The following is a 20,926-nucleotide window of genomic DNA, read 5'->3' as shown; positions in this document are numbered from 1 at the left end:
TAACGGGAACGCGGGGGCTGCGACCGGTCCCCCGTTCCGGTCGTGCCCCCGCGGGATGTGAACTTACGTGCGGACGGGGCCGTTGGGTATCGCATCGGTGCCCGATCGGTGACGCGGAGGGCTCACCCGTGCACAGGTGAGTCCGGTTGGCCCGGATTCGCCCTGAGCAGGGCGGGGGCGGTGAGGTCTCCGAGGGCGAGGTGGGCCAGGACGACCTCGTACAGGTCGGTGCCGGAGGCGAGCAGCTGCCGTTCCAGCACGGGCTCGGCGCCGCGGACGTGTTCGCGGACGGTCTGGGCGTGCACTCCCAGGTCCTGGGCGGCGCGTTCGGCGTTGCCGCCGGCGGCGATCCAGGCTCGCAGGGTACCGCGCAGATCACGGCCGTCGCGGGTCAGCCGGTCCAGCAGGTCGTGCGCCCAGGCGTGCAGGCCGGGCCCGGCCAGCAGGTCCGCGAGCCGCGGGCCGGGTACCGCAGGCGGCGCGCCGCCGAGGTCCTCGGTGCCGGCCGCCTCGGTGTTCAGGGCGAGGTGGGCGGTGGCGCGCACGGCGAGGTCGGAGAAGTCGGCGCCGAGCAGGCCCTCGACGCGGTCCATGCGGGCGCGGACGGTGTTGCGGCTGACGCCGAGCACCTTGGCCGCGCTGACCGCGGTGAACTCCAGGCCGAGGCGGGTGGTGGCGAGGAGTTCCGCGCGGGTGTGGTGGGGCAGGGCGTCCAGCGGCCGGAGCACGGCGGCGGACCAGGCGTGCAGCGCGGCGGGGTCCATCAGCTCTTCCGGGTGGGTGCGTTCGGCGTAGACGGCGGCCTGGTCGGAGCGGAAGCGGGCGACGGCGAGGGCGCTGACGGCCTGGCCGTAGGCGGTGGCGGTGCGGGCGAGGCTCTGCCGGACGCTGCCGCCGAGGAAGGTGCCGGGACGGCCGTCGACCAGCGAGCGCAGCCACTGACCGGCCGTGGGCGCGGGGCTGACGACGATGACGTGGCCGTCGACCGCGGGACAGCGCACCACCAGGGCCTGGCCGCGGGTGATGTCGAGGCAGTCCTCGGCGAGGCCGTCGCGTTCCGCGGGGTCCCCCTCGACGACGAACACGCGGGCGCTGTCGGTGTCGAGGAGGCCGGGCCACAGGCCGGCGGCGACCCGGCGGGCGGAGACGGTGTCCTCGACCATCAGCAGTTGCAGGATGGCCAGCCTGAGGTCGGCGGTGGCCCGGCGCAGCCGGCGTCCCGCGGCTCTCGACTCGCCCTCGCGCAGCAGGAGTTCGATGACACCCGCGGCGTGGGTGACGATCTCCGCGGCGCGCCGGTCGAAGGGGATGTCGCGGGCCACCGCGAGCAGCGAGGCGGCCGCGGGACGCGGGTCCGGGGCGGGCACGGAGACCAGGCGCAGGTGCCGGTCGCCGTCCTGGACGGCGGCGGCGGAGATCCGGCCGGCGACCACCTCGGCGACGAGGCCGTCGTCGAGGGGCAGCCGCTCACCGGCGAGCACGGTGCCGGCGGCGTCCTGGAGACAGACGGTGGCCCGTGCGGCGTGGGCGAGCCAGGTGACCACCTGGCGGGGGTCGCGGGCGCCGGGGCGCAGGTGGCCGAGGAGCTGCGCGGTCCACGCGTCGTCCGGGGACGTCGGAGGGTGCGGGCCCTCGCCTGCCCGGCCAGCCATCCCGCCCTGCTCCTCGTCCGTAGCGTCGACCTCGGTCTGTGGACGTTACCCGATGAACGTGGGCGGCCCGGGCCGCCGGGTACAACTTCGCCGGCGGCCCTCGGGGGAAGGGCCGCCGGCGAAGAACGCCTCACCCGGGGCCGGGGGGATGGCCCTCGGGCGGCTGAGTGTGCGGGTTCCCCGGTTCCCGCCGTCCATGCACACCGGTTCCGTGCGACCCGGACCCCGGTTCCTCCCCGGAATCCGCCCGGCGCCTTCCCGGCGGCTCCGGCGGTCCTCGGTCCTCGTGAGAGCCCGTCGGGCCGTGCGAGCCGGGTGGGCATAAGCTCGGCGAATGGCGAAGTACTTCGACGTGCACCCCGACAACCCGCAGCCGCGCAGCATCTCCCAGATCGCCGACGCGGTGCGTTCCGGATCCCTCATCGCGTATCCGACCGACTCCTGCTACGCGCTGGGCTGCCAGCTCGGCAGCCGGGACGGCATCGACCGGATCCGCTCCATCCGGCGCCTGGACGACCGGCACCACTTCACCCTGATGTGCCGTGACTTCGCCCAGCTCGGCCAGTTCGTGCGCGTCGACAACGACGTGTTCCGGGCCGTGAAGGCGTCGACCCCCGGCAGCTACACCTTCATCCTCCCGGCGACCCGCGAGGTGCCGCGCAAGCTGCTGCACCCGAAGAAGAAGACCGTCGGCGTGCGCATCCCCGACCACGTGGTCACCCAGGCGCTGCTGGCGGAGCTGGGCGAGCCGCTGCTGTCCAGCACCCTGCTGCTGCCGGACGAGAAGGAACCGCCGACCCAGGGCTGGGAGATCAAGGACCGCCTGGACCACCAGGTGGACGTGGTGGTCGACTCCGGGGAGTGCGGCACCGAGCCGACCACGGTCGTCGACTTCTCCGACGGCGAGGCGGTCATCGTCCGCCGGGGCGCGGGAGACACCTCGCGCTTCGAGTGACGGCGGGGTCCCCGCTCGGGGGTCCGCCCACCTTCGCGTGCCACGATGATCGCGACATGCCGCGCCGGGCCTCCCCCGACCCGACGCCGACTCGACAGAGAGGCACTGCGCCATGACCGCCGTACAGGGATCCGACGTGGACATCACCACCGAGGACGGCGTCGCCGACGCCTACCTGGCTCACCCCGCCGACGGCCTGCCCCACCCCGGGGTGCTCTTCTACCAGGACGCCTACGGCATCCGCCCGCACCTGAAGTCGATGGCGGACCGGCTCGCCGGCGAGGGCTACACCGTCCTGCTGCCCAACGTCTTCTACCGCAGCGGCCGTACCCCGGTCTTCGACCTCCCCGAGTTCATCGACCCGTCGGCGGACCCGACGATCTGGCAGCGGATCATGCCGGTCATGTCGTCGCTGACGCCGGAACGCAGCGACCGCGACTCGGCCGCCTACCTGGACTGGATGGCCGGGAGCCCGCTGGTGGCCGACGGTCCGGTGGCGATCACCGGGTACTGCCTGGGCGCCCGGCTGGCGGTGCGGACCGCGGCCGCGTTCCCGGACCGGATCGCGGCCGCGGGCGGCTTCCACGGCGGCCGGCTGGTCACCGAGGACGCGGACAGCCCGCACCTGCTGGCGGACCGGATCACGGCGGAGCTGTACTTCGGCTTCGCCGACCAGGACCAGTCCATGACGGAGGAGCAGATCCGCACCTTCGAGCAGGCGCTGACCGCCGCCGGGGTCCGCAACACCTGCGAGGTCTACCCGGGGGCCGACCACGGCTACACCCAGGCCGACACGCCCGCGTACTCCGCGGAGGCCGCCGAGCGGCACTGGGACGCGCTGCTCGGTCTGCTGAAGCGCGCCTTCTGATCCGGCCGCGTCCGGAGAATCGGGGCCCGCCGGACGGCGGGCCCCGATTCCGTCCCACTCATTGACATGCACCCGCCCCAGCGGCACCCTGAGAGCGCTCTCAAGCTGGTACGGACCAATATCCGTACGACCCCGACCCCACACGGAGGTGGAGAGTGCGCACAGGATTCGCACGCCGCATGCTGCCCCTGGCGGCCGCCGCGGCGCTGATCGGCGGGGCGCTCACCCTGGGCACCCCGCAACCGGCCGCCGCCGCGGTGCCGGACACCATTCCCCTGAAGATCACCAACAACTCCGGCCGTGGCGACCAGGTGTACGTCTACGACCTCGGCACCCAGCTCTCCACCGGGCGGCAGGGCTGGGCCGACGCGAACGGCACCTTCCACGCCTGGCCGGCCGGCGGCAACCCGCCGACCCCCGCGCCCGACGCCTCGATCGCGGGCCCGGCGGCCGGACAGTCGACGACGATCCGGATCCCGAAGTTCTCCGGCCGGATCTACTTCTCCTACGGCCAGAAGCTCGACTTCAGGCTGACCACCGGCGGCCTGGTGCAGCCCGCCGTGCAGAATCCGAGCGACCCCAACCGCAACATCCTCTTCAACTGGTCCGAGTACACGCTCAACGACGCGGGCCTGTGGATCAACAGCACGCAGGTCGACATGTTCTCGGCGCCGTACGCGGTCGGCGTGCAGCGCTCCGACGGCACGGTGGCCACCACCGGCCACCTCAAGTCCGGCGGCTACAACGGGGTGTTCAACGCGCTGCGCGGACAGTCGGGCGGCTGGGCGAACCTGGTGCAGACCCGGTCGGACGGCACCGTGCTCCGTGCGCTGTCCCCGCTGTACGGCGTGGAGACCGGGGGGCTGCCCGCGAGCGTCCTGAACGACTACGTCAACCGGGTCTGGACGAAGTACGCGTCCACGACCCTGACCGTGACGCCGTTCGCCGACCAGCCGAACACCAGGTACTTCGGCCGGGTCTCGGGCAACGTCATGAACTTCACCAACTCCGCGGGGGCGGTGGTGACCAGCTTCCAGAAGCCCGACTCGGGCAGTGTCTTCGGCTGCCACAACCTCCTGGACGCGCCCAACGACCAGGTGCGCGGCCCGATCTCGCGCACCCTGTGCGCGGGCTTCAACCGGTCCACGCTGCTCACGAGCGCGAACCAGCCGGACACCAACCCGGCCGACTTCTACAAGGACGCGGTGACCAACCAGTACGCGCGCGCCGTCCACGCGCAGATGGCCGACGGCAAGGCCTACGCCTTCGCCTTCGACGACGTCGGCAACCAGGAGTCGCTGGTCAACGACGGGAACCCGCAGCAGGCGTACCTCACGCTGGATCCGCTGAGCTGACACGCACGGGTGGCCCGCGGCCGGAGACCGGCCGCGGGCCACCCGTTTCCTGGTCGGGTCAGCCGGTCGTCACGGCGGTGTCGTCGACGACGAAGCTGGTCTGCAGCGAGGAGTCCTCCACGCCGGTGAACTTCAGCGTCACGGTGCTGCCCGCGAAGGAGCCGAGGCTGAAGGACTTCTGCACGTACCCGGTGGCCTTGTTGAGGTTGGAGTACGTGGCCAGCGTGGTCGAACCGGCGGTCACCGTCAGCTTGTCGTACTGAGTGCTGGTGGTGGTCTCGGCGGTGTCGATGTGCAGGTAGAACGTGAACGTGGTGTTGGTGCAGCCGCTCGGGATCGTCACCGACTGGGACAGCGAGTCGGTGTGGGTCGAGCCGTAGCCGTCCAGCCACGCCTTGTACGAACCGCCGTGGGCCGCCTGGCCGGTGTCGTTGGTGATGACTCCGCTGGTGGCGGTCCAGGTGGTGTTGCCCGACTCGAAGCCCGCGTTGCCGAGGAGCTGCGTGGCGGTGCAACTGCCGCCGCCTCCGCTGGAACTGACGGTCCAGGAGAAGCTAGCGGTGCCGGTGGCGCCCGTGGAGTCGGTCACCGTGACGGTCGTGCTGTAGGTGCCGGCCGTCGTCGGGGTCCCGGTGACGGCACCGGTGGAGCTGTTGATCGACAGGCCGGCCGGCAGCCCGCTCGCCGCGTAGCTCAGCGAGCCGCTGTTGGTGCTGCTGGCCGAGATCTGCAGGCTCACCGCGGTGCCCACGGTGGAGGACTGGCTGCCCGGGTTGGTGACCGTGACCCCGGAGGTCGGCGGGGTGACGTGGCTGCCGACGTTGATGCCCGCGAAGGCGTTGGCCACACCCGCGTACTGGGCCGAGCTCGCCCCGTACAGCGCGGTCGCGGCGTTGAGCGCGGCGGTCCTGGCGGCCGCGTAGTTGGTGCTGGACGTCATGTACGTCGTCAGCGCCTTGTACCAGATCTGCAGGGCCGCGGCCCGTCCGATGCCGGCGACGGCGACACCGTCGGAGGTCGGGCTGTTGTAGGTGACGCCGTTGATGGTCTTGCTGCCGCTGCCCTCGGACAGCAGGTAGAACATGTGGTTCGCGGGGCCCGAGGAGTAGTGCACGTCGAGGTTGCCGACGCCGGAGTACCAGCTGTCCGCGGAGGCGCCGTCCTTGCTGGGCTTGTCCATGTAGCGCAGCGGCGAGCCGTCGCCGTTGATGTTGATCTTCTCGCCGATGAGGTAGTCGCCGACGTCCGAGGAGTTGTTGGCGTAGAACTCGACGCCGGTGCCGAAGATGTCCGAGGTGGCCTCGTTCAAACCGCCCGACTCACCGGTGTAGTTGAGGCCCGCGGTGTTGGAGGTGACGCCGTGGCTCATCTCGTGGCCGGCGACGTCCAGCGAGGTGAGGGCGTGGGTGTTGCCGGAGCCGTCTCCGTAGGTCATGCAGAAGCAGCTGTCGTCCCAGAACGCGTTGACGTAGCCGCTGCTGTAGTGGACCCGCGAGTAGGCCGCGACGCCGTTGTTCTTGATGCCGCTGCGCCCGAAGGTGTTCTTGTAGAAGTCCCAGGTCTCCTGGGCGCCGTAGGCCGCGTCGGCGCCTGCGGTCTGGGTGTTGGAGCCGGCTCCGGTGCCCCAGACGTCGTCGGCGTCGGTCATCAGGGTGCCGGTGCCCGACGTGCCGTTGTTGAGGCTGTACGTCTTGTGGCCGCCGCGCGTGGTGTCGTACAGCTGGTACGTCGAACCCGACAGGGTCGTGTTCAGCGTGACCGAGCCGCTGTACTGGGTGTTGCCGGTGCCGGACTTGACCGCCTGGTAGCGGTACAGCTCCTTGCCCGTGGTGGCGTCCGTGACGACGTGCAGCCGGCTCGGGGTGCCGTCGTCCTGGAAGCCGCCGACCACGGTCTCCCAGGCGAGCCTCGGGGTGCCGTTGCCGGCCCAGATCACCTTGCGCGCGCCGTCGGCGGCGGGCTTCTCGGCGGCCAGCGACTTGGCGGTCTTGAGCGCGGCGGCCTGGGCGGCGGACTTGGCGACGGCCGCGGTGGTGGAGGCCACCTTGACGGTGCGCCGGTTGTTGAAGGTGGTGCTGACCGTGCCGGCCGCCAGGGAGGCGGGCGGGGTGTGCACGATCAGGTCGCCACCGAGGACCGGCAGGCCCGCGTAGGTGCGCTCGTAACGCGTGTGCAGGGTGCCGTCGTTGTCCTTGACGACGTCCTTGACGACCAGCTTCTCCTTGGCACCGAGGCCGATCTGCCGGGCGGTCGCGGTGGTCTGCTGCTGGGCGCTCTTGAGCAGCGCGGTGTGCTGGGCCGGGCTGAGTTCGGCCTCCAGACCACCCGTGCGGAGGGGGCTGGGGTGGGGGGCGGCGGGCTTGGCGTTCGCGGGAACCGACTGGATGCCGACGGCGAACAGCGCCACGGTGGAGACCAGGGCGGCTCCGACCGTGGCGCGTCTGTGGGGAAGACGTCTCACTCGTACTCCTCCTGCTGCGGCCGCCGGGTCGCGGCCGGTGACAGACCGGGCAGACGGGGTGTGCTGTCCGGGACGAGCTGAGCTGTGCGGGGGCCTGGATCGGTGGGACCGGGATGCGGGGGTCCGTGATCCGTGGGCACGCCGTGGAGAAAGCGCGCGCGGAGCGAGGATTCCAGTCTTGATGCAGCCATGTCATTCAAGTCGAGAGCAATCGAGGGTTTTCCCTCTACGCCGCGGGGCGGTCGGGGCGCGGCGGGACCCACGAGGACGGCGGGCGGACCAGGAACACGTCCACGGTGTCCTCGCTCTCGACGGTGAACCCGTGCCGCTCGTACAGCCGTCGAGCGGCGCTGCCGCGCGGGACGTTCAGCCGGACGCGGAGGCCGTCCCGGTCGCACCGCTCCAGCGGGACGTGCGGCACGCCCGAACCGACTCCGCCGCCCTGGACGTCCGGCGCCGGGTGGAGGTGTTCCAGCCAGTGGGCGTCGGCGGCGGGCCGCGGCGCGACGCGGCCGGCGAAGGTGCCGCCCACCTCGATCCCCCACGTGTGGGCCGCGTCGAAGCCGCCGCGCGGGCGCTGCCGGACGCGCCACGGGCCGTACCGGCCGAGCCGCTCCGGGCCCTCCCGCAGGATTGCGGCGCGCAGCCGCCCGCCGCCTCGACGTCCGCCGGCGACGCCGGCCGCATCCCCCGGTCCCCCACGACGCGCCAGGGCGGCCCGCCGCCGCACGCCCCGCGATCCGCCCGAGCCATGGACGCCGGACCGATTTATGCTGATTGTTCCGAGTGCGGACCGGTGACACGGCCTCCCGGGCCCGGTCCCGCGCCGGGGGCTCACACCCTCACGGAAGGGGCGCGTCCATGCGGGTCTTCATCGTCGGCACGGGCAACATGGCGGGCGGTATCGCCACCCGGGCGCTGGCGGGCGGGCACACGGTCCGGCTGGTCGGCACCGATCCGGCCAAGGCCGCCGCCCTCGCCGACGCCCTCGGCGCCCGCACGGACGGCGCCGACGTGGCACCCGCGGTGCCGGACGCCGTCGGATCGGCGGACATGGTGGTGCTGGCCGTGCCGTTCGACGCGGCCCGGCAGGTGGTGGCCGAGTACGGGGACCACCTCGCCGGGAAGACGGTCGTCGACATCTCCAACCCGGTCGACTTCGCCACCTTCGACTCGCTCACCGTGCCCGCGGACAGCTCGGGCGCCCAGCAGATCGCGGCGGCGGCCGCTCCCGGCACCCGGGTGGTGAAGGCGTTCAACACCACGTTCGCGGGTCCGCTGGTGTCCGGCGAGGCGGGCGGGCTGCCGCTGGACGTGTTCATCGCCGGCGACGACCCGGCGGCCCGCGACCAGGTCGCCGAGCTGGCCTCCTCCGGCGGGCTCAACCCGGTCGTCGTCGGCGGCCTGCGGCACGCCCGCGAGCTGGAGGGCATCCAGTTGCTGCACATGGCTCTGCAGAACCGCCCCGAGGGACACGGCTGGATGAGCGCGATCAAGATCGTCGCCTCCTGATCCGCGCCGAGGGGTCCACGAGACGCCCGCGAGCCCGCACGCCGCGCCCGCGCACCCCTTCCGGCGGCCGCCGCACCGCGCTCCGCCAACCCCTGGCCCCGACCACCCGGTTGATCATTGCTACGGTGCCCGCGTGTCTGACTCCTCACGCGAGACCGCGGAAGGCGCCGGCTGGGGCGAGGCCGAACGCGGCGCCTACCGCCAGTTGATGCCGAGCCGTGTCGAGAAGCTGTTCTGGTTCAACCCGAGAACCATGTGGGCCGCCCGCAACGGCGTGCTGGCGTCCTGGTTCGGCGATCCGACCGGCCGTACCCGCGGCCGCTGGGTGGCGCAACGGGCGGCCGCGGGAGCGGCACCGGACAAGGTGATCCGGCGTGCCGACGCCGACCGCTTCTCGTTCATGGTGATCGGTGACACCGGCGAGGGCGACGACCCCCAGTACGCCGTCGTGCCCGGGTTTCTGAAGGTCGGTCAGGACACCGACTTCGCGGTGATCACGAGCGACGTGATCTATCCGGTCGGCGCCGCCGACGACTACGGCACCAAGTTCTTCCGCCCCTACCAGGACTATCCGGCGCCGATCTACGCGATACCCGGCAACCACGACTGGTACGAGGACCTCGGCGCGTTCATGCGCGTCTTCTGCGGCGACGCGCCGCCGCTGCCGCCCGAGCCGAGGCCGCGTCCGCTCACCCCCGCCTGGTGGCGGGAGCTGCTGTGGCACCGGCCGAGCCGCACCGACGAGCAACGGCTCGCGGCGGCGCGGGCGTTGCGGTCGGCTCCGGAGCAGGGCGCCGAACAGCCCGGTCCCTACTGGGCGATCGACGCGGGTCCGGTGCGGATCGTCGGCATCGACACCGGGCTGCTCGGCACGCTCGACGCCGAACAGGGCGCCTGGCTGCGGGAGGTGTCGCGGGGACCGCGCCCGAAGATCCTGGTCACCGGCTCCCCGCTGTACGTCGACGGCGAGCACCACCCGTGCCCGATCGACGGCGGCGGCAGCGTCGACGACATCGTCCGCGACCCGGCGCACGGCTACGTGGCGGCGATCGGCGGGGACATCCACAACTACCAGCGCTACCCGGTCGACGTGGACGGCAGGACCCTCCAGTACGTGGTCGCGGGCGGCGGCGGTGCCTTCATGCACGCCACCCACACCATCCCCCGGGTCTCCGTGGCCGGTGTGACCGAGGACGACTTCCGCTGCTACCCGCTGCGCGGCGACTCCCTGGCCTTCTACAGCCGGCTCTACGGCCGCCGGCTGCGCATGCCGCAGTTCTTCACGCTGACCGCGGCGGAGGCGACGGCCGTGATCGCCGAACGCCTCGGCATCAAGCCCAGCCGCCGGCCCGGTCCCGGCACCCGGGTCACCCGCCGCACCCGGCTGGTCGCGAGCCTGCTCGGCGCCGGCGGCCGCCCGGACCGCACCTCCCGGTTCCGGCTGCCGGTGAAGAAGATCTACACGCAGCTGTTCTCCCCGGGCTCGGCCACCTACAGCCCGCCCTTCTTCAAGTGCTTCCTGCGTCTGGACGTGACCCCGGAGGCGGTGCGGCTGCGCTGCTTCGCCGCGACCGGGAACCGGAGGCAGGAGGTGGACCCGCCGGTCGAGGACGAGGTGGTCATCCCGCTGACCTGACCCGGAGCGGATCACACTCCCGCAATGTTCGGGTGCCACAATCAGGGCAGAACTGACGTACGACCGCTGGAGGACCCGTGCCGTCGACCTCGCGCCCGCTGCGCAGACTCGGCTTCCTGACCATAGGCCTGTTCGACGGGGCGGATCCGGGCCAGGGGCACGAGTCCACGCTGGAGATCATCGAGCTGGGCGAGCGGCTCGGCTTCGACAGCGCCTGGGTGCGCCACCGGCACCTCCAGTACGGCATCTCGTCGCCGGTGGCCGTCCTCGCGGCGGCCTCGCAGCGCACCAGCCGCATCGAACTGGGCACCGCCGTGATCCCGCTGGGCTGGGAGAACCCGCTGCGGCTCGCCGAGGACCTGGCGACCGTCGACGTCCTGTCCGGCGGCCGCCTCAACCCGGGCGTCAGCGTGGGCCCGCCCATGCACTACGAGCAGGTCAGGGAAGCCCTCTACCCGGACACGGCGGACGCCGAGGACTTCAGCTACGAGCGCGTGCGGCGGCTGCTGGACCTGGTGCGCGGCAAGCCCGCCACCGACTTCAGCGGCGTCGAGGGCTTCGAGGTGTTCTCCGACGTCGTCCAGCCGCACTCCCCCGGCCTCGGCCGGCGGCTCTGGTACGGCGGCGGCAGCCTCGGCTCGGCCCGCTGGGCGGGCGAGCACGGCATGAACTTCCTGACCAGCAGTGTCGTACGGGCCGCGGACCAGCGGGACTCGTACGACTTCGCGGAGATCCAGCTCGCGCACATCCGCGAGTTCCGGGCCCACCACCCCGACGGCGAGGCGGCCCGCGTCTCCCAGGGCCTGGTGGTCATCCCCACCGACTCCGCCACGCCCGAGCAGCGCGCGAGGTACGAGGCGTACGCGGCCCAGCGGCTGCCCCGTACCACGAGCCCGCAGGGCCCCGCGGGGCTGCTGTTCGCGCCGGACCTGGTGGGCACCTCGGAGGAGCTGGTCGAACGGCTGCACGCGCACGCCGGGTTCCGGGAGGTCGACGAGGTGGCCTTCGCGCTGCCGTTCACCTTCGGGCACGAGGACTACGTGCAGATCCTCACGGACATGGCCACCCGCCTCGGCCCGGCGCTGGGCTGGCGGCCGGGAGCCGCCGGCTGAGTCACCAGCGGCCCGCCCGCGTTCCGGTGACCGGCTCCGACGGCTCGCCGTCCACGCCGACCGGCACCTCGCCGTGCAGCATCACCCGGTGCATGACCCGGGGGAAGCCGAGGTGGGCGTTGTCGCTCGGCGCGAGGTGGATGGTGGCCCGGTTGTCCCAGAAGGCGACGCTGCCGGGCTCCCAGCGGAAGCGGACCGTGTACTCGGGACGCACCGCCTGTTCGAGCAGCATCTCCAGCAGGGCGGCGCTCTCCGGGCGGGAGACGCCCACGATCTGCTCGACGTAGTAGCCGTTGACGTACAGCACCCGCTCGCCGGTCTCCGGGTGGACGCGCACCAGCGGGTGCACCGAGGCGACCTGGTGGTCCAGGAGATGGCGGAGGTAGGAGTCGTCGCCGGGCCGCGGCTGGTAGCCGACGCCCAGGCGGTGCTCGGCGCGCAGTCCGTCGACGAAGGCGCGCACGGGCGCGGAGAGTCCGGCGTAGGCGGCGGCGAGATTGGCCCAGGTGGTGTCGCCGCCGTACGGCGGCACGGTCTCGGCCCGCAGGATGGTCGCGGCCGGCGGGTCGACGCGGGCGCCGTGGTCGCAGTGCCAGCCGCGCAGCAGCGTGTGCCTGCGCCGCTGGAGCCACTCCTCGTGCTCCATCCCGAACCGTCCGCCCAGCTCCAGCCGGTCGGCGGTGGTCTCCACCTCGGGGAAGCCGGCGGGCGAGGCGCTGCCCCGCCGTCCGAGCACCACCGGTTCACCGAACAGCCGGGCGAAGGCGACGTGACCGGCGTGGTCCAGCCGCTGCTCGCGGAAGAAGACGACCTTCCAGCGCAGCACGGCCTCCCGGATCAGCGCGACCTCGGCCTCGTCGAGGCCGCCGGCGAGGTCGACGCCGGTGATCTCGGCCCCGATGTGCCCGGCGAGGGGTCTCACCTCGGCTCCGCCGGCGCCCCGCGTCCGTCCAGCCGTACCCCGGTCCGTCGTCATGCGTACTCCGAGTGGTCGTCGGTACCCGTCCAGGGAAGATCGTGTCAGCCCGGCACCCCCCACGGAAGGCAGCACCAGGACCGGGTTGATCATCGCCCGCCCGGTCCGCGAGGCCGGGGGTACGACACAGCCGAGGGAAGGCCCCGTCGTGATCAGCATTCCGGCGTACACGCTCAACGACGGTACGGCGCTGCCCGCCGTCGGACTGGGCACCTGGCCGGTGGACGACACGCAGGCCGAGCAGGCCGTTCACCAGGCGCTCCAGGCGGCCTACCGGCTCCTGGACACGGCCGTGAACTACCGCAACGAGTCCAGGGTCGGCCGGGGCGTCGCGCGCGGCGGCGTCCCCCGCGAGGAGGTGGTGGTGACGACCGCGAAGGGCATCGTCACCGAGAGCTGGAGCCCGCTGGGCCGGGACGGCCGACTGCAGCGCGACCGTGCCGTCGCGGCGTGGCGGAGACGCTCGGGGTGACGCCCGCGCAGGTGATCCTGCGCTGGCACGTCCAGCTCGGCGCCGCGGCCGTCCCGAAGTCGGCGGACGCCCGCCGCCGCCGCGAGAACCTGGACGTCTTCGGCTTCCAGCTGACCGCGGCCCAGATGGCGGCGGTCTCCGGACGCCCCCACGAACGTCTGGGCGGCGACCCGGACCACCACGAGGAGTTCTAGGGGGTGTCCCGGCGGACGGCGGAGATGCCGAGGACGGGCAGGCACTCCGCCACCCCGGACAGCTCGATGTCGTCCCGGCGGGTCCCTTCCCACGCCTCCCGGGTGAGCCGCCACTGCTGGATGCGCGCGGTCTCACCGCGGCGCGTGTCCCAGTCGGTGCCGTTGGGTTCGTAGCCGAGGCGGCGGGAGATGCGGTTGGACGCCTCGTTGTCCACGAAGGCGTCGCTGCCGGCCTCGCGCGCGCCGAGTCCGGCGAAGGCCAGGTGCAACATCGCCGTCCGCATCTCCGTGCCCAGCCCCCGGCCGCGGCTGCCGGGGGCCAGCCACGAGAAGCTGGACACCGTGCCGAACCGCGCGAAGCGCCGGGCGACGAGGTCCTGCATGCCGACCGGTTCGCCGTCGACGAGGACGGCGAAGTACAGGCGCCACGCGTCCGGGCTCACGCGGGCGCGACCGGCCCAGACCGCGCGCAGCCACTGCCACTCCCGTTCCGGGCTGTCGCTGTAGAAGGAGATCGGGTCGTCGAACGGCCACGGCTCGGCGTCGGCCACCCCCGCCCGCACCAGCGGCACGAGACGTTCCAACAGGTCGTCCGAGGCGCCGGCCAGGGTCAGGCGGGGCGTGCGGACTTCGACGTTCAGCGGAGGATACGTATGGGCCACGCCCGGACCGTAGCCATCCCGGAGGGCGGCCGCACCCGGTTTTCCCGGAGAATCGGCTGCTCCTAGCACATGTATGCATGAACCGGTTGAGAGTAAGATCAATTTTCTCTCATCTCTCCGCGAAATCTTCTACAACCATCCGCCCTAGGTGTCCGTCTGGTTAACGCGAGGTTCTGTTGAGGTGGATGTAGAGGAGCTCAGAACGTGACCGTGCGTTCCTTTGCCCGGCGGGTGCGACCGCGAGTCGAGCGGAAGGCCGCCGAGAAGGTGTGGGAGCTGCGCACCCTGCGCCGCCGCCGCAGGGCGGCGGTCACCGACCCGGTGCTGCGCCCGGTCTCGGTACGCGGCCAGCAGCTCTACGGACGGGTGGTGACCGGCTTCACCGCGGCCGGCGCGGCCGCGGCCAACCTGGGTCTGGTCCTCGGCGCCCTGGAGCAGGAGGGCATCCCCTACTTCCTGGTGCCTGCCTCGCGCACCCGCCACACCGTCGGGGTGAACGCCCTCGACCGGGAGCGCTTCCTCACCGCCCTGGAGGCGCGCAACGCGGGCACGGCGGTGTTCATCGGCAGGCCGCTGCCGGGCGGCAAGCTCAAGCATCCGGCCCTGTTCATGGACGGTGTCCTGCCGGCCGGGCTGCGCGGAGCCCCGGTCCTGCGCGTCGGGGAGAACCACCTGGGCCCGGCGGGCCAGCTGCTCGCCGGCCCGGAACTCGCCTGCGACGTGGAGTTCTGGGAGGACGGGGCGGCTCTCCTCGCCTCCGACTCCGGCGCCCGGCGTCTGGCCGCCGTCCAGCCGCAGGCGTCCGAGGGCGTCTTCGCGGAGTCCCTCGTCGCACCGCGGAACAACGGCATCACCGACGTCCTGCCGGTGTCCGAGCAGAAGCCGGCCCTGGTGCGGGTCGGCGAACGGGAGCTGCCGAGCTTCGCCGCGCTCACCCGGCCGACCGTGCACGACGTGACCTTCCCGGTCGACGTCGTATACACCTGGGTGGACGGCGAGGAGCCCGCGATGCGGGCGAAGCGCGCCCGCCACCAGGAGCGCGGCACCGCCGAGATCCTGGACAAGGAGACCAACGCCTCCCGCTACACCAGCCACGACGAGCTGAAGTACTCCCTGCGCTCGCTCGCCATGTACGCCGACTTCGTCCGCCACGTCTACATCGTGACCGACGGCCAGAAGCCGCACTGGCTCGACGACACCGCACCCGGGATCACGGTCGTCGACCACCGCGACATCTTCCCCGCGGACGTCCTGCCGGTCTTCAACTCGCACGCGATCGAGACCCGCCTGCACCACATCCCTGGCCTGTCGGACCACTACCTCTACTTCAACGACGACGTGTTCGTCGGCCGCCGGGTCACCGCCGAGCACTTCTTCCACGGCAGCGGCCTGATGAAGATCCCCGTCTCCCCGCTCAAGATCGGCGTCGGCAAGCCGCACGCCGAGGAGACCGCCACCAACTCCGCGAGCAAGAACGTCAGGCGGCTGCTGCTGGAGAGGTTCGGGCGGATGACCACGAACAACTTCATGCACACCCCGCTGCCGCAGCAGCGGCGGACCCTGCTGGCGCTGGAGGAGCTCTTCCCCGAGGACATCGCCCGCACCACGGCCTCCCGCTTCCGTTCCCCCCAGGACATCGCCGTGACGGCCCCGCTGCTCTACCAGTACGCGCTGATGACCGGCCACGGGGTGCCGGGCCGGTTCGGCTTCCGGTACGTCAACATCAGCCGCCCGGACGCCGAGGCCCGCCTGGCCGACCTGCGCCGCACCCGGCGCTTCGACTTCTTCTGCCTCAACGACGTCGACGTGCCGCCCGAGGAACGGGAACGGGTCGGCGTCCGGATGGGTGAGTTCCTGGAGGACTACTTCCCCTTCCCCGGTCCCTTCGAGAAGCAGGACTGACGGGGGCCGGGGGGCATGGACATCCGTCACCGTCTCGCGGCACCGGCGGGCCTGCGCGCCGTCGGGAGCCTTCTGAACCGCCTGTGGACCTCGGTGTCGGCCGGGCTATGGGCCCTGCGCGCGTTCCGGGCCCGCCGGCGGCTGCGGACCGCCGTCCCCGCTGCACGGCGCGTCGTGCTCGGGCCGTCGCGGCTGTACGGCCGTACGGTCGCCGCGTACACCGCGTCGGACGCCGTCGAAGCCGATCTCGAAGGCGTCTGCACGCTCCTGGAAGGGCTGCGCGTCCCGTACTTCCTGGTCCCCTCCGACCATGGGCGCGGTGCGCCGCGGCAGGTGGTGGGCGTCGAGGAGGCGCACCGCGGCGAGATCCTCGCCCGGGCCGCCCAGCGCTTCGCGGGCACCTGCGGCTACGTCGGCGCCGTCGGGCCGGACGGCTCGGTGACGACCGCGGTGCTGTGGGCCGACGGCCGGCTGCCACGGGCCCTGCGGCGGGCCTCGGTGCTCCGCACCGGTGTGGTGCGCCTCGGTCCCCAGGGGCAGGTGCTCAGCGGTCTCGAAGCGGGATGCGACATCGAGTTCTGGCGTCACGGCCGGGACCTCGGCGTCGCCTCCGGGGGGGCCGCGGGCGCCGATCCCGCGTGGCTGACCGTGCCCGGCGCCCGGCTGCCGGACGTCTTCGGCCCGGCGCTCGTCGCCCCGCGCCGCAATCCCGTGACGGAGGTGCTCCCGGAGGCCGCGCGGCGGCCGGCGACGGCCCGCCGCCGGAGCGTCCCGACGTTCGCGCCGTTCGCCGAGCCGGGCATCGACGAGGTGCTGTTCCCCGTGGACGCCGTCTACACCTGGGTCGACGGCGACGATCCGGCGATGGCCGCCAAGCGCCGGGCCCATCGGGACCGCTCCGACGGCGTCATCGCCGCGCGCGAGACCGGCGCCTCCCGCTACACCAGCCACGACGAACTCAGGTACGCGCTGCGCTCGCTGGAGATGTACGCCGGTTTCGTCCGGCACGTCTACCTGGTGACCGACTCCCAGGTCCCCGCCTGGCTGGACCCGGACGCGGCCGGCCTGACCGTGGTGGACCACGCGGACATCCTCCCGGCCGACGCGCTCCCCGTCTTCAACTCCCACGCCATAGAGAGCGCCCTGCACCACATCCCGGGCCTGTCGGAGCACTACCTGTACTTCAACGACGACGTCTTCATCAACCGCCCGGTCGGACCGGGGCACTTCTTCCACGGCAACGGCATCGCCCGGATCCCGCTGTCCCCGCTCAAGCTCGGCGTCGGCGCCCCGCACCCGCTGGAACCGGCGCCGAACTCCGCGGGCAAGAACGCCCGCGAGGTGATCAGGCGCTACCACGGCCGGCACGTCACCCACAAGTCGCTGCACACCCCGCATCCCCAACTGCTGCCGGTGATGCGGGAGATGGAGAGCCTGGGAATCGAGGAGCTGGAACGGACCGCCTACTCGCGGTTCCGGTCCCTGGCCGACATCGCGCCCGCTTCCACGCTCCACCACCACTGGGCGATGGCCACCGGCCGGGCCGTCCCGGCCGACTACCGCTTCCGCTACGTGCAGCTGGGCACAGCGGACATGGGCCGGCGTCTGGCCCGTCTCGCGGCGGGCGAGGACATCGACTTCTACTGCCTCAACGACGTGGACACACCGCCGGAGGCCAGACCGGCCGCCCGGGCCGCCATCCACGCCTTCCTGGACCGCAAGTACCCGTTCCCGAGCCGCTTCGAAGGAGCGGCCGCCCGGGTGTCGCCGCGAGAGGCGGCCGACGACCGGACGGACCGGGCCGACAGGCCGCGGGGCGAGCGGGGCGGGGTCCGGGCGACACGCGGGGTCAGGGGTCGCTGACCGGCAACGGACCCTGGGGCAGCGGCTGTTCGGCCCAGATGATCTTGCCGCTGCCGGTCTGGCGGCTGCCCCAGCGCTGGGTGAGCTGCGCGACCAGGAGCAGACCGCGGCCGCCCTCGTCGAAGGCGTGCGCCCGCCGCAGGTGCGGGGAGGTCGAACTGCCGTCGGACACCTCGCAGATGAGCGCCCGGTCGCGGATCAGACGCAGCTGGACGGGCGGTTCGCCGTAGCGGATGGCGTTGGTGACCAGCTCACTGACGACCAGTTCGGTGACGAACGCGGCCTCGTCCAGGCCCCAGTCGGCGAGGCGTTCGGTGGCCGCCTGCCGGAAGTACGCGACCTCGGCGGGATCGGGCGGGACGTCCCAGGTGGCGACCCGGTCGCAGCCCAGGGCGCGGGTGCGGGCCAGCAGCAGGGCGACGTCGTCGGAGGGCTGTTCCGGCAGGACGGCCTTGAGCACGTCGTCGCCGAGGTCCTCCAGCGAGTCGGCGGGCGCGCTCAGCGCCCGGCACATCTCCTCGGTGGCCCGGTCCACGTCCCGGTCCCGGTCCTCGACCAGGCCGTCCGTGTAGAGGGCGACGACCGCGCCCTCGGGCAGGTCGAGTTCGGTGGCCTCGAAGGGCAGCCCGCCGACGCCGAGCGGCGGTCCCGCGGTCATCGGGACCAGCGTGGCCCGGCCGCCGGGCAGCACGACGGCGGGCGCCGGATGGCCCGCGGCGGCGAGGGCGAGACGGCGCGAGACGGGGTCGTAGACGGCGTACAGGCAGGTGGCGCCGAGTTCGGCGACCTCCTCGCCGCTGCCGTCGGCGGCCAGGTGGGTGACCAGGTCGTCGAGGTGGGTGAGGAGTTCGTCGGGGGGCAGGTCGACGTCCGCGAGGGTGCGTACGGCGGTGCGCAGCCGGCCCATGGTGGCGGACGAGCGGATGCCGTGGCCGACGACGTCGCCGACCACCAGGGCGACCCGGCTGCCGGAGAGCGGGATCACGTCGAACCAGTCGCCGCCGATGCCGGCCACCGAGCCGCAGGGCAGGTAGCGGTGCGCCACCTCGACGGCGGCCTGGCCGGGCAGGCCGCTGGGCAGCAGGCTGTGCTGGAGGGCGAGGGCGGTGGAGCGCTCGCGGGCGAAGCGGCGGGCGTTGTCGATGCAGACGGCCGCGCGGCTGCCGAGTTCCTCGGCGAACACGGTGTCGTCGCTGGCGTAGTCGTCGGGATGGCGTATGCGCACGCCCACGGCGACGCCGAGCAGGACGCCCCGGGCCCGCAGCGGTACGGCGATCATGGAGTGGACGCCCTGCCGGTACCTGCGGCCCTCGGGCGCGCGGGCGTTGCGCTCCTGGACCCAGCGCCGGAACTCCCGCTCGCCGGCCTGGCTGACCACGGCGCGGCCCTCGCGCAGCGCCCGGGCCGGGGGTGACCACTCCAGGTGCACCTCGGTCTCCCCGATCGGTACGGCGGCCTCGGGGGTGCCTTCGTTCGCCGAGCCGTGGGCGACGCGGCGCAGCACGATGTCCCCCTGCGGGAGGCCGGGCAGTTCCTCGGCGGAGAGCACCCAGTCGAGCAGGTCGACGCTGGCGAAGTCGGCGTAGCGCGGGACGATCAGCTCGACGACCTCCTCGGCGGTGCGCACCACGTCCAGGGTGGTGCCGATGGAGGTGGCGGCCTCGTTGAGCAGGGCGAGCCGCAGCCGGGCCAGGTACTGCTCGGTGCTGTCGAAGGCGGCGAGGGCGACGGCGGTCAGCTCGCCCCCGGGGTCGCGCAGGGGCCACATCTCGATGCTCCAGGCGTGCTCGCGGCTCAGGGCCGGGGCACCGGTGAAGCTCTCGTAACGGGTGGGGCGCCCGGTCTCGACGACCTGGCGCAGGTGGCTCAGGAATCCCCGGGTGTGCGGCAGGTCCTCGACGGTGTCCAGGAAGAAGCGGCCGCGCAGGGACTCCTCCGGGAGGCCGGCGGCCCGGCAGACCGCGTCGTTGACGCGCAGGTAGCGCTGCCGGACGTCGAAGACCGACATGGACATGGAGGCCTGCTGGAAGGCCTGTTCCGCCAGGCCGGGGCCGGGCTGCCGGGGCGGGTCGGCGGTGAGGACGTAGCCGGTGGTCTCCCCGTCGGCGCCGAGGACCGGGGACGCGGTCAGGGTGATCTCCGTGCGGTGTCCGTCGGCGTGGCGCAGCGCGACGGTCCCGGCGCGGGCGGCGAGCACCGCCGCGGGGACGGCCTCGGCGAGCAGGTCGGCGGCGGGGCGGCCGACGACCTGCGCCGCCGTGCGTCCGGTGAGGGTCCGGGCGGCTTCGCTCCACCCCGTCACCCTGCCCAGGGCGTCGATGACCGCCGCGGCGACACGCTCCATACGCCCCAGGATGGGTCCTGTGCCCCAGCGCATCAAGCGCGGGGGCGGCCCGTCTCAGCCCTGGTGGGCGCGCAGGGCGGCGAGCGCCCGGTCGGCGTGCGTGTTCATCCGCAGCTCGCTGCGGACCACCTCCAGCACGGTGCGGTCCCGGCCGATGACGAAGGTGGCCCGCTTGGTGGGGGCCAGGGCGATCCCGCGCTTGACGCCGAACCGCTCACGGACCGTGCCGTCGGGGTCGGAGAGCAGGGGCATGCCGAGCGTGTGCCTGCCGGCGAACTCCTGCTGCCGTTCGACGCTGTCCCCGCTGATCCCGACCGGCCGCCCGCCTGCGGCCGCGAACTCGGCCGCGAGGTCGCGGAAGTGGCAGGCCTCGGTGGTGCAGCCGGGCGAGAGCGCGGCCGGGTAGAAGAAGAGGACCACCGGCCCGTCCGCGAGCAGTTCCGTCAGGGTCCGCGTCGTACCGGTCTCGTCCGCCAGCGCGAAGTCCTCGACCGTGCTTCCGACCTCGATGATTCCCGCCATCTAGCGGCCCTCCTGGGTGTGTGTGACCTGGCGTGCGACTCCGCGGGCCCACAGCACCAGGGGGATCTGGAGCGGCAGGCGGGCCAGCGCCGCGGTCCTCAGCGGCTCGGGCCGATGCCGCCAGTCGACGGCCATCTGCACGTTGGCGGGGAACACGCCGACGAAGAACGCGGCGGCCGCCCGGGCCGCCGTCCCGCGGGTGCGCGGCAGCGCGATGCCGGCCGCGAGTGCCAGCTCCACCGCTCCGCTGCCGTACGTCCAGGCCCGGGGCGGGCCGGGGAGTGCTGCGGGGATGGTGGCGTCGAAGGACTTCGGCACCGCGAAGTGTGCCACTCCGGCGGTGGCCAGCAGCCCAGCCAGCAGCAGGGGTGAACGTCGGGATCGGGCCACGCCGCCTCCTCGGGAAGACCTGGCGCCGCACATTACCGGGTGGTACGAAC

Annotated in this window: 15 protein-coding genes and 2 pseudogenes; 9 read left to right on the top strand and 8 right to left on the bottom strand. The window is 72.9% G+C overall.

Going from position 1 to position 20,926, the window contains the following annotated elements:
• Positions 1–122: 122 nt before the first annotated feature.
• On the bottom strand, positions 123–1,652 hold the full coding sequence (locus ACIRQ9_RS37575) for a helix-turn-helix domain-containing protein (protein ID WP_404184360.1): 1,530 nt from the start codon (positions 1,650–1,652) through the stop codon (positions 123–125).
• Positions 1,653–1,986: 334 nt separating this feature from the next.
• Here ACIRQ9_RS37575 and ACIRQ9_RS37570 point away from each other — a divergent pair, with 334 nt between their 5' ends.
• The 3 genes from ACIRQ9_RS37570 (at position 1,987) to ACIRQ9_RS37560 (ending at position 4,830) form a co-directional block, all read left to right on the top strand.
• Positions 1,987–2,607: an L-threonylcarbamoyladenylate synthase gene (locus ACIRQ9_RS37570; protein WP_404184357.1), complete on the top strand. Its 621-nt coding sequence runs from the start codon at positions 1,987–1,989 to the stop codon at positions 2,605–2,607.
• A gap of 112 nt (positions 2,608–2,719) precedes the next feature.
• On the top strand, positions 2,720–3,475 hold the full coding sequence (locus ACIRQ9_RS37565; protein ID WP_404184355.1) for a dienelactone hydrolase family protein: 756 nt from the start codon (positions 2,720–2,722) through the stop codon (positions 3,473–3,475).
• A 179-nt stretch (positions 3,476–3,654) separates the two neighbouring features.
• Positions 3,655–4,830 carry a glycoside hydrolase family 64 protein gene (locus tag ACIRQ9_RS37560; protein WP_404184412.1) on the top strand — a complete coding sequence of 392 codons (1,176 nt, stop codon included), beginning with the start codon at positions 3,655–3,657 and terminating at the stop codon, positions 4,828–4,830.
• Between the two features lie 58 nt (positions 4,831–4,888).
• Here ACIRQ9_RS37560 and ACIRQ9_RS37555 read toward each other — a convergent pair whose 3' ends face one another.
• Positions 4,889–7,291 (bottom strand): M4 family metallopeptidase, encoded by a 2,403-nt coding sequence (locus ACIRQ9_RS37555; protein ID WP_404184352.1) that lies wholly within the window; start codon positions 7,289–7,291, stop codon positions 4,889–4,891.
• Positions 7,292–7,517: 226 nt separating this feature from the next.
• Positions 7,518–7,978 (bottom strand): annotated as a pseudogene (locus tag ACIRQ9_RS37550) (GNAT family N-acetyltransferase).
• 174 nt (positions 7,979–8,152) lie between these two features.
• On the opposite strand from ACIRQ9_RS37550, the gene ACIRQ9_RS37545 reads away from it, so the two are divergent.
• From ACIRQ9_RS37545 to ACIRQ9_RS37535, 3 genes are all read left to right on the top strand, one after another.
• Positions 8,153–8,803, top strand: a complete 651-nt coding sequence (locus ACIRQ9_RS37545; RefSeq protein ID WP_404184349.1) for an NADPH-dependent F420 reductase — start codon at positions 8,153–8,155, stop codon at positions 8,801–8,803.
• 133 nt (positions 8,804–8,936) lie between these two features.
• A complete protein-coding gene (locus tag ACIRQ9_RS37540) occupies positions 8,937–10,439 on the top strand; it encodes a metallophosphoesterase family protein (RefSeq protein ID WP_404184346.1) in 1,503 nt (500 codons plus the stop codon).
• 77 nt (positions 10,440–10,516) lie between these two features.
• Positions 10,517–11,551, top strand: a complete 1,035-nt coding sequence (locus ACIRQ9_RS37535; protein WP_404184343.1) for an LLM class flavin-dependent oxidoreductase — start codon at positions 10,517–10,519, stop codon at positions 11,549–11,551.
• A 1-nt stretch (position 11,552) separates the two neighbouring features.
• On the opposite strand, the gene ACIRQ9_RS37530 is transcribed toward ACIRQ9_RS37535, so the two are convergent.
• Positions 11,553–12,527, bottom strand: a complete 975-nt coding sequence (locus ACIRQ9_RS37530; protein ID WP_404184341.1) for a TauD/TfdA dioxygenase family protein — start codon at positions 12,525–12,527, stop codon at positions 11,553–11,555.
• Positions 12,528–12,675: 148 nt separating this feature from the next.
• Between ACIRQ9_RS37530 and ACIRQ9_RS37525 the strand changes: the two are divergent.
• Positions 12,676–13,193 (top strand): annotated as a pseudogene (locus ACIRQ9_RS37525) (aldo/keto reductase).
• Here the strand turns inward: ACIRQ9_RS37525 and ACIRQ9_RS37520 are convergent.
• Complete coding sequence (locus ACIRQ9_RS37520) at positions 13,190–13,855, bottom strand: GNAT family N-acetyltransferase (protein WP_404184338.1); 666 nt, start codon at positions 13,853–13,855, stop codon at positions 13,190–13,192. The pseudogene ACIRQ9_RS37525 and the gene ACIRQ9_RS37520 overlap by 4 nt on opposite strands.
• A 204-nt stretch (positions 13,856–14,059) precedes the next feature.
• On the opposite strand from ACIRQ9_RS37520, the gene ACIRQ9_RS37515 reads away from it, so the two are divergent.
• Together ACIRQ9_RS37515 and ACIRQ9_RS37510 are read left to right on the top strand one after the other, a co-directional pair.
• Positions 14,060–15,757, top strand: coding sequence for a stealth family protein (locus tag ACIRQ9_RS37515; RefSeq protein WP_404184336.1), 1,698 nt, complete (start codon positions 14,060–14,062; stop codon positions 15,755–15,757).
• Positions 15,758–15,772: 15 nt separating this feature from the next.
• Entirely contained in the window at positions 15,773–17,620 is a 1,848-nt protein-coding gene (locus tag ACIRQ9_RS37510; protein ID WP_404184333.1) for a stealth conserved region 3 domain-containing protein, read from the top strand.
• On the opposite strand, the gene ACIRQ9_RS37505 is transcribed toward ACIRQ9_RS37510, so the two are convergent.
• The 3 genes from ACIRQ9_RS37505 to ACIRQ9_RS37495 are packed head-to-tail and all read right to left on the bottom strand — an operon-like array spanning position 17,607 to position 20,876.
• Positions 17,607–19,964 carry a SpoIIE family protein phosphatase gene (locus tag ACIRQ9_RS37505; RefSeq protein WP_404184330.1) on the bottom strand — a complete coding sequence of 786 codons (2,358 nt, stop codon included), beginning with the start codon at positions 19,962–19,964 and terminating at the stop codon, positions 17,607–17,609. The genes ACIRQ9_RS37510 and ACIRQ9_RS37505 overlap by 14 nt on opposite strands.
• Before the next feature lie 54 nt (positions 19,965–20,018).
• The gene (locus tag ACIRQ9_RS37500; RefSeq protein WP_404184327.1) at positions 20,019–20,486 is read right to left on the bottom strand and encodes a peroxiredoxin; all 468 of its coding nucleotides are present in this window, start codon (positions 20,484–20,486) and stop codon (positions 20,019–20,021) included.
• Positions 20,487–20,876 carry a hypothetical protein gene (locus tag ACIRQ9_RS37495; protein ID WP_404184324.1) on the bottom strand — a complete coding sequence of 130 codons (390 nt, stop codon included), beginning with the start codon at positions 20,874–20,876 and terminating at the stop codon, positions 20,487–20,489.
• Positions 20,877–20,926 lie beyond the last annotated feature (50 nt).

Origin of the sequence: Streptomyces sp. NPDC101237 (genome assembly GCF_044767465.1) — a bacterium.
Lineage (GTDB): Bacteria > Actinomycetota > Actinomycetes > Streptomycetales > Streptomycetaceae > Streptomyces > Streptomyces gramineus.
Note: the sequence above shows the minus strand (reverse complement) of the source record. Positions and strands in the feature narration are given on the sequence as shown.

What these genes read in the sequence shown, in the direction of transcription:
- ACIRQ9_RS37560 (WP_404184412.1), top strand. Translation starts at nt 3,655, where the DNA reads ATGCTGCCCCTGGCGGCCGCCGCGGCGCTGATCGGCGGGGCGCTCACC.
- ACIRQ9_RS37575 (WP_404184360.1), bottom strand. Translation starts at nt 1,652, where the DNA reads ATGGCTGGCCGGGCAGGCGAGGGCCCGCACCCTCCGACGTCCCCGGAC.
- ACIRQ9_RS37500 (WP_404184327.1), bottom strand. Translation starts at nt 20,486, where the DNA reads ATGGCGGGAATCATCGAGGTCGGAAGCACGGTCGAGGACTTCGCGCTG.
- ACIRQ9_RS37530 (WP_404184341.1), bottom strand. Translation starts at nt 12,527, where the DNA reads ATGACGACGGACCGGGGTACGGCTGGACGGACGCGGGGCGCCGGCGGA.
- ACIRQ9_RS37545 (WP_404184349.1), top strand. Translation starts at nt 8,153, where the DNA reads ATGCGGGTCTTCATCGTCGGCACGGGCAACATGGCGGGCGGTATCGCC.
- ACIRQ9_RS37565 (WP_404184355.1), top strand. Translation starts at nt 2,720, where the DNA reads ATGACCGCCGTACAGGGATCCGACGTGGACATCACCACCGAGGACGGC.
- ACIRQ9_RS37510 (WP_404184333.1), top strand. Translation starts at nt 15,773, where the DNA reads ATGGACATCCGTCACCGTCTCGCGGCACCGGCGGGCCTGCGCGCCGTC.
- ACIRQ9_RS37505 (WP_404184330.1), bottom strand. Translation starts at nt 19,964, where the DNA reads ATGGAGCGTGTCGCCGCGGCGGTCATCGACGCCCTGGGCAGGGTGACG.
- ACIRQ9_RS37570 (WP_404184357.1), top strand. Translation starts at nt 1,987, where the DNA reads ATGGCGAAGTACTTCGACGTGCACCCCGACAACCCGCAGCCGCGCAGC.